Origin of the sequence: Pseudomonas sp. Choline-02u-1, from assembly GCF_002836515.1 — a bacterium.
Lineage (GTDB): Bacteria > Pseudomonadota > Gammaproteobacteria > Pseudomonadales > Pseudomonadaceae > Aquipseudomonas.
Window position 1 is genome coordinate 1 of sequence record NZ_PJBC01000005.1, and the last position, 10,331, is coordinate 10,331.

At 48.8% G+C, this 10,331-nt stretch carries 8 protein-coding genes and 1 pseudogene; 4 read left to right on the plus strand and 5 right to left on the minus strand.

What is annotated here, in order from left to right; all coding sequences use genetic code 11:
* Positions 1-434 precede the first annotated feature (434 nt).
* The 4 genes and pseudogenes from CXF97_RS05950 to CXF97_RS05965 all read right to left on the minus strand — a co-directional run bounded on the left by CXF97_RS05950 (position 435) and on the right by CXF97_RS05965 (position 6,239).
* Positions 435-1,298 carry a response regulator gene (locus CXF97_RS05950; protein WP_101157110.1) on the minus strand — a complete coding sequence of 288 codons (864 nt, stop codon included), beginning with the start codon at positions 1,296-1,298 and terminating at the stop codon, positions 435-437.
* Entirely contained in the window at positions 1,295-4,360 is a 3,066-nt protein-coding gene (locus CXF97_RS05955) for an ATP-binding protein (protein WP_101157112.1), read from the minus strand. The genes CXF97_RS05950 and CXF97_RS05955 overlap by 4 nt, the downstream gene beginning before the upstream one ends.
* Positions 4,361-4,752: 392 nt before the next feature.
* Positions 4,753-4,968 (minus strand): annotated as a pseudogene (locus CXF97_RS28400) (hypothetical protein); the annotation flags it as partial.
* 344 nt (positions 4,969-5,312) lie between these two features.
* The gene (locus tag CXF97_RS05965; RefSeq protein ID WP_256589708.1) at positions 5,313-6,239 is read right to left on the minus strand and encodes an FRG domain-containing protein; all 927 of its coding nucleotides are present in this window, start codon (positions 6,237-6,239) and stop codon (positions 5,313-5,315) included.
* Positions 6,240-6,923: 684 nt separating this feature from the next.
* Here CXF97_RS05965 and CXF97_RS05970 point away from each other — a divergent pair.
* The 3 genes from CXF97_RS05970 to CXF97_RS05980 all read left to right on the plus strand — a co-directional run bounded on the left by CXF97_RS05970 (position 6,924) and on the right by CXF97_RS05980 (position 9,294).
* Entirely contained in the window at positions 6,924-7,283 is a 360-nt protein-coding gene (locus CXF97_RS05970) for a DUF6124 family protein (RefSeq protein ID WP_016774969.1), read from the plus strand.
* A gap of 307 nt (positions 7,284-7,590) precedes the next feature.
* The gene (locus CXF97_RS05975; protein WP_101157114.1) at positions 7,591-8,901 is read left to right on the plus strand and encodes a hypothetical protein; all 1,311 of its coding nucleotides are present in this window, start codon (positions 7,591-7,593) and stop codon (positions 8,899-8,901) included.
* A 12-nt stretch (positions 8,902-8,913) separates the two neighbouring features.
* A complete protein-coding gene (locus tag CXF97_RS05980; RefSeq protein ID WP_101157116.1) occupies positions 8,914-9,294 on the plus strand; it encodes a hypothetical protein in 381 nt (126 codons plus the stop codon).
* A 37-nt stretch (positions 9,295-9,331) separates the two neighbouring features.
* Here CXF97_RS05980 and gspI read toward each other — a convergent pair whose 3' ends face one another.
* On the minus strand, positions 9,332-9,718 hold the full coding sequence (gspI, locus tag CXF97_RS05985) for a type II secretion system minor pseudopilin GspI (protein WP_101157118.1): 387 nt from the start codon (positions 9,716-9,718) through the stop codon (positions 9,332-9,334).
* Positions 9,719-9,866: 148 nt separating this feature from the next.
* Here gspI and gspG point away from each other — a divergent pair, with 148 nt between their 5' ends.
* On the plus strand, positions 9,867-10,325 hold the full coding sequence (gene gspG, locus CXF97_RS05990; protein ID WP_024013159.1) for a type II secretion system major pseudopilin GspG: 459 nt from the start codon (positions 9,867-9,869) through the stop codon (positions 10,323-10,325).
* Positions 10,326-10,331: the final 6 nt, after the last annotated feature.

Consider the following 10,331-nt stretch of genomic DNA (forward strand, 5'->3'; position numbering starts at 1 on the left):
GCGCTGTTCTATTGTGGGGGTGGGTCAGAGGTGTAGGAGGGGGAGGGGGGGGGGGGGGTGGGGGGAGGGGGTGGTGTTGCCGAGGTTGGTGAGGCCCGAATTGTAGAGTGGGGGAAAAAGAGGCAATTCCTAGGTCGTAGCGTTCTCTTTAACCCAGAAACCAACAATCGTGTTTGTCCGCTATCGGCCAAAAACAGTCGCTCCTAATAAAGATGACTCTGTGCTATCGCGGTATCCGAGTCTGACGCTATAGGCGAAATCGTCATTCAATATGCTTTAATCCCGCAGATCTTGAACGCGTCGTACCGGATCTTGCACCAGCCACTGAAGTCGAAAAGGATTAGCGTTGGGGTCTTCACGGGGAAGTTGAGGGGAGTACAAAAAGCAAAAAACGAGGAGGTATTTATTTTTAGACATAAATACCTGCCCATTATTTAAAAATGATCCTCAATGTAAGCTATAGCTTGCCTTATACCGAGCAAATCTGTTTGAGGGCCTATCCTCACATAAAATAAATCATCATTCTTACTTTGCCCCGCAACTTTCCACTTTAGGAACACTGGTCGATTACTGGGAAGACAGCTCACAGAAAAAACAAATTTACCATCAACTTTTATTACATCCGACCTGACAAATTCAGAAAATTCCGCACCAATTGCCTCCCTGAAAATATTCCAAAAATGAAGTTGAAATTTATCATTATTGGGAAACAAGTCACTATCAATACCCAAGACTTCGCCGTCGTCGTTGACCCCGACCAACAACGTCCCTCCTGAAGAATTGAAAAAACCGGCTATGGTTTTAAGTACCGAAAGCTCCATCTCACGATCTTTAATACCGGTTCGCAGATTTATCCTCAAGGTTGATTTAAATTCGACAACATCTGTTTCACCGCACTTAATTATAGACAGCAAGCTTGTTTGCTGTTGTGATTTATTATCTAAGGCGCGCTTCAGCTGTTGTGGAAGTTCAGTTAGGAGATTCTCTTTTGTAACATAATCGACAGCCCCTAATCGGATCGCCTTGATTGTCTCAGCTTGACTGCCCTCCCCAGAGACAACTATTGAAGGGAGGTTGAGTTTTAATTCATTGATTTTTTGCAAAAGCCACAACCCCCCCCAACGGCCTGGGGGCATGGCCAGATCAATAAGTACGAGGTCATAAGTTTTTTTTTGGATTTTGAGCAGGGCATCTTCGCCGTCATTAGAAAATTCGAAAACTACGTCAGCCAGCCCTAAAACTCGCACTATGCTAGCAATCACTTCCTGTTGGTCGTCAGCCCAAAGAATATTTATCATAAACTGTACTCGCTACTCTGCTCTTCATTATTGTGTACTGAAGGGATCCAGACTTTAACAGCGCCCCCTCCATTTTCACCATTCGAAAAAACTATGCTCCCGCCTAATTCCTTAGCCGTTAACATTACTGCCATGAGACCTATGCCATGGCCATTTTTCTTAGATGTTTTAAGCGGAACACCATTTTCCAGCGCGACTAGCTGTTCCGCCTTAAACCCAGGGCCCGAATCAGATATAACGAACTCCATGCCTTCCAACGTCTCTTCTATACTGTATGAAATATAGACGCTCCCGCTACCAGACATCGCTTCTACAGAGTTCTTGACGAGATTACTTATTAACGCCCGCAAGCGAAGCTCGTCAGTAGAGACCTCAACCTTCGAATCGCAAGGTGAAAAAATCAAATTAATCGAACTCGGAATCCATGACCACAACTCGCTTATCAATGCCTTAATGAATACACTTATTTTTACGGGAGCAACGGTTGCTGAACCAGTTTCCTTGGAAAGATTCTTTACGATATTTAGTGCGACCCTAGCCTTATCCAAGTGGCCGCTAGCATCAGCAGCAAGCAAGTACCGTTCTCGCCCTATGCTTTTATTTCTAGCATACTCAGAAGTAAAGCAGTAGCCCAATATGCTATTTTTTACATCGTGCAATATAGAAGATATACGGTCATTTGCAGCCCTCTCATAAGGGTCTTTAAAATAGTATTCCCACCAAAGCTCCAAGGTGATTTTTCTAGTAACACTTGTTGCGAGCGAACCTATAGATATTACAATAACATCTTCAGATACAACTATTTTAGTTACACCAAGTATAATCTTTAAATCAGTCAAGGTTGAAGACAAAAGCACAGACTCTTGCTCACTCTTTGTGAGACCTTTAATTTCTATGCATAGCTTGTCGTTATCAATATCAAACTCAACAATGATCGCATCATCCTTGGCGTCCACAGCTTTAAAAAAAATGTCAAGTAGACACAAGTGGGCCCCATCGACCTCAAAGACTTCAGCAAGGGGATCAGCCTTGCAGATTATATTTGCCTCACCTCGTCGAAGAAGTTTAAATTCCTCAACAATTTCGCCGATACTGGTAACGGCTACATCTCCACCTTTTAACCGAGTGATGGTTGCTTCAGAAATCAAACTTTTAAACGCACTCATTTTTCGTATATCGTGCGATTCTTGAAGGGGATCCGCTTCAGACAACTCCAATTCGAGATCAGTAATAGTTTTCGACAACCCAATATTTTTGTTTGACGCTAAATTCCTACCAGCATGACCGTAATATTTTATAAGGCCAGCCTTATTCAAGTGTGCTTCCAGATCAACAAACTCACTTATTAGCTCAATGAAGCGTTCAAAACTCGTAAAGTTCATTTTTTTAACAAAATTTACAGCCAGGAAATTTTTATTTATGAGTTTGGAAATCCTTAATGACTCACTTTTCCCTCCCGCATTCCTTGCCAAACTAATGGAGTGCTCAATAAGCCACTTTACATAATGATATTGATTGACCTCAAATGCGGGAGCGTCCTCACTAATAAAAATTGCGTCGAATATGCTTTTGTTGTTCCGAGCGAGTTCCGACTCTAGTACAACATTTGGTTTTCCCTCGCTTATTTTAGAAAGCTGTGTGTCCCCTTGGATCCTTAGGACACTATCAAGGTAGTTCGATTCAATAGTGATACTCGGCGCTGCGCTCCGTTGTTGATTGCGAACTAACACTTCGGTGTTAAATCTAACCTTCAAACCTAAAATCTGGCATTTTTCTTGAAATACTGATTTTACCGGGACGACCTCGTCGCGAGACAAATCCATGTTCTTAGGTTTAGTTACAAAGTGATCTAAAAATATAGGCACGTCGTTAATTAAAGCTTCTGCAGACTCTAACTCTCTTTCCTCAAGTAAGAAAATCACACCAAATAACGCTTGGACAAATTCACACTTAGTGGCTTGAGTTAAGTTTTTTTCGCCAGCCCCTAATAAAAGCACATCGAAAGTTAGAAGCCCCTCATAAATATTACTAATACTACGCTCATTGACTATAGCCCTAACTATCTCTCGAATTCCTCCAGCTTTTGAAAGATCATCCAAGCTGAAATTTCTAATAACCGAATCGAATGCTATCCATTCAATAACGCTAGCTCCCAAAAAGGACAAAACAGTATTGTTTTTACCTATAATTGAGTTCGCCTTTGCCAAATTGTAGCTGCGATGAGTTAAAGCCAGACTAACTAGCGGGGCAGACCAGATTGGCAGCTTCAACTTTTTTATAATCGAATCAAGTCTACGAGAGTTGATCGGCGACGGCATCAACTTCGTCGCTGAAATATAATCGACCTGTTTTTTTGCATTTACCGATTTCTTTTTTCGCTGCACTCGTATGGAGTGATTTTCAATAAAACGCTCTGCGGCTTGGAGTTCAGCCAATCGCTTAGACGGCCCCACACCTTCACATTGAAAGTTTAGAGCTTCCACCTTGACTTTGAATCTCCGTAAGTGCGCAGGTCCTTCCTCTTCAAGTAGAGTATAACTTGGCAACCTCTTGCCAACACTTTGACAATACTCCTGTAGTTTCGTCTTGCTATCTTTTTCCGGGGCTATGTCTATTGACTCTAGGGACAATAGCATATCAATAAACTCATGGTTTAATTTTGTATAGCCAAAATTGTACTGAATAGATCCGACTAGCTGATTGGTAAGGGAGTTATTAACTTCGACGGAGTTCTTTTCGTGCGAAGCCGCTCCGCGACCAAACATCCCTTTATTGGTCAACTTGATCTTGTTGCCTAGCTGCTCATAAACGCAAACTTTTATTTTTCTTTCTGCTAAAGAGCAAGCTCCCGAGGTTTTATCAGCAATATCAACAGCTCGGCAAGCTGAATATAAATTTATTACAGATTTACCAACCGACTCCCACGCATCAATTATTCGATTGTCGAGATTGTATTCTTTTAATTTCGCCGAGGCGCTTTTCCTTGCCGATTTATGATGGAGAGCGGCCAACATAAAATTATGCTTTTCAATTTCTATAACCAGCTTTTTGATGTCATCCATGCCTATCCCCACCCTTGTAATAAATTCTATCGAAGGCCTTTTATGTAATTCTGAGAGCACCCTTAATCACAGTCTAAACATTGAGATGTGGCCAGCACCAGTTTTTTCCTCCTCATTAGGGCCCAACGATTTACCATTCCGACCCAATGCTGCGTAAAGACACGGTAGGGTGCAAAAAATCGCCACGTAAGGAAAGATGTTAGGGATGAACCGTGTCTCTATCCTCGCAGCTATGATCTAAGCACAATTGTCTCCTTTTGACCGTTCTCTTTCGGTCGTCACTGCTGAGTCTGACGATCAAGTCGAATGCAAACGGTCGGTCAGTACTGACGCCCCCTAATTTCATCGGAACTTCTTATGTAATAGGGGTAATTGGGGGGTGGACGTGCCTGTGACTTCCGTAGTCGCAGAATCGTGTCTGATGTCTTGAGTATTCGCGTCCAGCGTTTCCATGGCCGTAATTGCGTTTGCAGCGACACTCCCTGCACTATTTTCAGAGAGCCGCCTGGCCACCTCTTCAATTGCCGCACATATGGCGTGCTGTACAGGAGCAGTGTGAGACCGTCCACTGTGGCTATGTTGACTCCAGAATTACATGGCTTGGGTATCGTCCTTGATTATCTGGTGCGGGAAGAATTAGCTGAACTCACCGCTGGCTGGAGCGACTTATCAACATCTGCTGTCACCTGGGTGACTTAACGGACTTGCCTTCATCCCTTCACTATTGCACCAATCATCTTTAGCCCTAGTTACCTCTCGAACGATGCCACAGATAGACGCTTTGAAATGACTGCTTTTGGCCGATAGTTGCCCTCCAAGAAAGGGCGACTGTTGGCCGATTTACTGCCGTTCATGAACGACGATTTTCAACCAAAAGGAGCCCGTCGAAGGCGTCTAGGAAGTCAGAGGCGATTCGGTTTGTTGCTTCGAATGCCCCGCAGGCGACTGCTGTTTAATGGAAGTCTGGATCGTAGCCGTCTTCGTTGTATTCCTGGATGAGTGACTGAGACGGCCTCACACCAACCTCAACGTTAGCCCAATCTCTTACGCTTTTTGCCACACCATGGAAGCCGGGAAAGAGCGTTGAGCCATCAACGCCAAGTCGCGAACAAAGGTCTAGTAAAGTGGGGGCCTCCCCAATCGGCAAGGTCATTTTGACAAGTGGCGTGTGGCTCCCTGTCATGCTGTAAATCTCTTCAACATCCTCTAGCGCTTCTACCTGATACAAGTCGTCTGGGTTATATCCTTTAACCTCATGGGTAGTGAATGAACCCGACTGAGCCGCCTGATTTTTGCTCGTTCCCCCTGGAGTCCTAATCACCCTCACTGTTTTCCAGTGCATAGCATAAGTGGTGTCCAGAGCCCAGATAGCCAGCCTCGGCATATCTCTGCTATCAATCTCAAGGTTTGCCGAAGAGGCAGCGAAGTAGCAGGCGACAAAGCTTCTCTCAGTCCAGTCTAGGAGGCGAGTGGGCACATCGTAGTGTTGAGCTACGGCCATGATTTCGTATAGTTGAGTCGACGGCCAAGGGATATGCGGACTTTGGAACGAACCCCAACCATCGGCAAGTGTTCCGCTCAACTGTTCGGTGTAACCCGGAACATTTAGCCCTGAGCGATCACAGCCAATCAGAAATTTCCTCAATATCTCCAGCTCAAAGGCCACTTGCCCAGCCGTTGAGGCGTCAAACATCCTCCTTGGCGAGCCATAGGCGAATGAGCCTGTTCCACGCCTGCACACTGATGGTGTCAGCTTGTACTCATCACTTGGCTGACCTCTAAAGATGAATCTTCCAGCATCCCAAATAGGGTTTAGAGGGGACAAGTGGTCCAGCAACTGGCGCGCAGTGTGGAAAGGTATCTCTGTTGGATATGCCATCGTTCCTTGACTCCGCTCCGTTTGGCGATTTCCAGTGTATTGGCCTTTTGATAGGCAGGCTATTACAGTTCACTCAGGTCTATGGCCGCCCTTGAACGGCCGTTAAGAGCAGTACAGCACGTATTCCTTTCCGTTCAGAGTCGATTGCGGGCCTTTGAAGCGCTACGGATTTCGAAGAAACCTCCAAACCTTAACGTAAACTTGTTGTTAGGCCATTGCTGAATGGTCTGCTTTTGGCCGAAAGCTGCCGTTTTCAAGGGTGAAAGTCAGCTTAACAGGCCGATACGGGACGCATCTGTCCCGCCCAACGTGGCGCGATTCCGCCTCATAAACACAAATGTTTAAAAAAACATCTCCAGTCACGCTCCCAGGCTACATATCCTTGCGCCTTTGCCTACAGCTGCGCCAGAATCCGCCGGCTTGTGCGCTTTGGGGCCGGGTTCTATTGTGGTCGGGTCGCTGACGAATCAGCGATCGGGTTTGGTAGCCCGGCTTAGACTTGGCGCATTGCGTCACCCGATTCAGTCCTTTTAGGGGCTGTTGCTTTATGGTGGCCATGCGCAGGGCGTCTTCGGGCGCGCCGGTTTTCCAAGTCACCGGTCTACCAACCTTCGTATGGCCACCACCCCTTCGTTTGGTAGCGAAAAGATGATGGCTCCTTTTCTATGATTTGGAGATTCACTCATGATCAAACCAACCCCCAACCCGCCCGAAACCGACCCCACGTCTCCCTACGAATCCCTAGATTCCAACAAACTCCACGAAGCCGCTGATCGCGCGCTCGATCATTACCTGTCGCCCAACAATCTCCTGCCTCCGCCACGTAAGGCGCGGGGGATGTATGCGGTGACGGCGGATACCAAGAATGAAGAACTGCTGGCTGATGCGAGTGAAACGCTTGCTTCGGCGAAGACGATTGCTCAGGACATTTCCAGCCTGTTGCCCGCTCCGCAGCGGCGGGCGTTGTTGGGGGTTGCTCAACTGATCATGTTGGGGGAGCTGGCGGTGAATCGGGTGATGGATAATTTGGAGGTGGCGGGGTGAGGTAGATGTCTGTGGGCGCCAGAAAGATGATTTGTTATCAGGGCTGGCGCTTTCGCGAGCAAGTTCGCTCCCACAGGGTTTTATGCTGATTGCAGATGTTGTGTACGACGCTGACACCTGTGGGAGCAAACATTGGCGACGGATCTATTTTCTGCCCCACCCAGTGCCGCCATAAAACATTGATGATTTGAGCGCGGCGTCTGTAAGTCAGAAAGCCGGATTTTCCCTACAACGGACACCGATCCGTCCTGCATTCAAACCTGAGTCCGTTCGCCAAAGTCCTGCGTTTTCAGAACGGGACACGGATGTGACCAGACTCATCCCGCTAAGCGAGTTCCATGGGCAGCGAGAGCAGATCCTCGATGCCTACGAAGCCATGGAGCAGTTCCGACAGGCATTGAGTCGTCCGGACGACTTGCCCGGATTCGACGACTTGTTAAACGCCATGGGCCTGCACCGTAGCAACTACATGCAAGGCGCAAATGAGCGAAAACTCATCGATGCTGTGCGTAACGGTGATTGGGCACTGGTGAAGCCGCGCATGGCTACAGACAACGGCGGCGCCTCCTGGAATGCCTTCAACCCCAAACCCGAGCCACCTCCTGCACAACACTTGGTGGAGGAACACGCCTACACCTTGCCGCAACCGGCTGAATCGGGTTTTCACATCGTTCAGAAACCCATGACGCTAGCGGCGCTTGAACGGGAGTTGTACGAAATCAGTCCCGGCGACTCACTGCGTCGCGAATTCCGTTCACTCAATCGACATCTCGGTGAGCGGGTCAAGCCTGGGCAAATGGTCTTGTTCAGCGACTCACGTAACTACATGTGCCGACGCGAAGAAGCACAAATGATGGCGGCTGCGGAGAAGGTGAACGAGGCGTTGAAAGATCTTTCGGATGAAGAAGCTTCGTTCATGGTTGAGCATCATGAGGTCATTGAGCCGTTTCTGGAGGTGTCGGCAGGCACATTGGGCGTTGCGTCATTCATGATCGGGCAGCATCTGGAAGGATTGAAAAACACCCTCAAAGCGTTGGAGCAACTGCATCAGCAGCAATACACCCAACATCGCCATCTGCATTCGCCGGAGTTCTTTGTCAAACGCAAACGCCTGATGGTGAAACTGGATGCCAGCCTTGGGCCGCTGGTACGCAAAGGTTCCGGTCTGCCAGATCATCCAAAACTCAAACGTGCACTGGGATTGTCCACCCGCCGAATTGTTCACCGGTGGGGTAAAGCAGGTGCACCGGCACAACTGCCCGGATATGCGACCAACATTGCGGGCGTTGCCAGAGCAGCGAAGTTCATGAAGGGAGGTGGTTATCTCGGCATAGGTCTGCAACTGGGCGCATCCAGCTCAAAAATCTACGAGGTCTGCGCGTCCGACCGCGAGGCGGAATGCAGGCAAGTGAGGTTTGTCGAGGGAGGGAAAATGGTCGGCGGTACCGCTGGAGCTCTTGCTGGTGGATATCGGGGGGAAAGTAGGTTTGGCGGTATGTGCGAAATTGAAAGGAATGGGAAAACTTGTGTGTGTGCTTGTGGTCGGTGCGGCAGGTTCCGTGGAGACAGGAACAAAGATGACAGAGCTAGGAGAGTTAGTGGGACAAGAAATTCATGAGTATTCCGAGTAATGGAAATCACCAGCACAGTATTTGCCTGGGCATGTGGGGTGCAAATCTTGATGGGCGTGATCAACTGCGCAATGATTTTTTATGCCGTTTATACAAAACTCGATGCTCTGGAAAAACACTTTGCTGAGTGGCTGTACCTATCCATGGACTGTGGTTCATCAGGGGGAAGTTTTTACTCGAGAACTCAGCGGATGACCGCTGTCAGTCGGTTGATTACATCCAAGAGTATCCAACGGCAGGAACCCTTGCTGATCGACGCCGTTCAACGCCTTCCCAGAGGACTCAGGTTCTGGGCGACGAGTCCATTTCATGTCGGCTATTTCGTGTGCGGCGGGACGTCACTGCTTTGGCTGTATGGGAAATACAGAGGTTTTTTGTAGGATCAGGTTAGTTTGATGGTTCGACGTTTCGGGAGAATCAGGGCGATTGGTTTTCCGGGCGGCTTAGCAACGTCTCAAGCCTGGCCAACGGTGGGGCGTCTTGGTTGCGGTCGAATACTTGGATTCCAATCCTGAGCAGCCGCCCATTCTCTGCGCTGGCGATCACCTGTTCACAGCGCAACATAAGCCGTCCTTGATCACATTCAACAGCCTTCACCCCATTCGGCAATCGACCTTCCAGCCGTAGCTCAGCCATCCGGCTCTGCGCAGCAATCAGCGCAATCGATCTATCGCGCAACAGCCCATTACTCTGCGTCATCAACCCCGCCACACGCACGGCGGCTGACATGGCGACGGCGATGATCGCCAGCGCCACCAGCACTTCAATCAGGGTGAATCCTTCCTCTCGCGTTCGCGCGCGCATACATGGCCCAAAAGCAAAACCCAGCCCTCGACGCTAACCCGCGTCCTTGACGGCTTGACGACGGAAACACCCGAGGATTTTCAACATCCCTGACATATCTTCTTGCAACACTGCGCGTCGAATTCGGATCAAGCCAGGGAATGTCGAGATGGATATCGCACCTTTGAACACGCTCAGTCAGTCGCCGCGCATGCCGCGTAGCCAGCAGGGTTTTACCTTGATCGAGATCATGGTGGTGGTGGTGATTCTGGGGATTCTGGCTGCGATGGTGGTGCCCAAGGTGCTCGACCGGCCGGATCAGGCACGGGCGACGGCGGCGAAGCAGGATATTGGTGGGTTGATGCAGGCGTTGAAGTTGTATCGCCTCGATCACGGCACGTATCCGAGCATGAATCAGGGGCTGAAGGTGTTGGTCGAGCGACCGGCGGATGCGAAGAACAGCAACTGGCGTTCGTATCTGGAGCGTTTGCCTAATGACCCGTGGGGCCGGCCTTATCAGTACCTCAACCCGGGCGCGAATGGTGAGGTCGATATCTTTTCCCTCGGCGCCGATGGCCAGCCGGACGGCGATGGCGTGAATGCCGATATCGGTTCCTGGCAGTTGTAAGGCCGG

Bases quoted from the DNA above. Each gene is read 5' to 3' on its own strand.
- CXF97_RS05950 (WP_101157110.1), bottom strand. From the start codon at position 1,298: ATGATAAATATTCTTTGGGCTGACGACCAACAGGAAGTGATTGCTAGC.
- CXF97_RS05955 (WP_101157112.1), bottom strand. From the start codon at position 4,360: ATGGATGACATCAAAAAGCTGGTTATAGAAATTGAAAAGCATAATTTT.
- CXF97_RS05965 (WP_256589708.1), bottom strand. From the start codon at position 6,239: ATGGCATATCCAACAGAGATACCTTTCCACACTGCGCGCCAGTTGCTG.
- CXF97_RS05970 (WP_016774969.1), top strand. From the start codon at position 6,924: ATGATCAAACCAACCCCCAACCCGCCCGAAACCGACCCCACGTCTCCC.
- CXF97_RS05980 (WP_101157116.1), top strand. From the start codon at position 8,914: ATGGAAATCACCAGCACAGTATTTGCCTGGGCATGTGGGGTGCAAATC.
- gspI (WP_101157118.1), bottom strand. From the start codon at position 9,718: ATGCGCGCGCGAACGCGAGAGGAAGGATTCACCCTGATTGAAGTGCTG.
- gspG (WP_024013159.1), top strand. From the start codon at position 9,867: ATGGATATCGCACCTTTGAACACGCTCAGTCAGTCGCCGCGCATGCCG.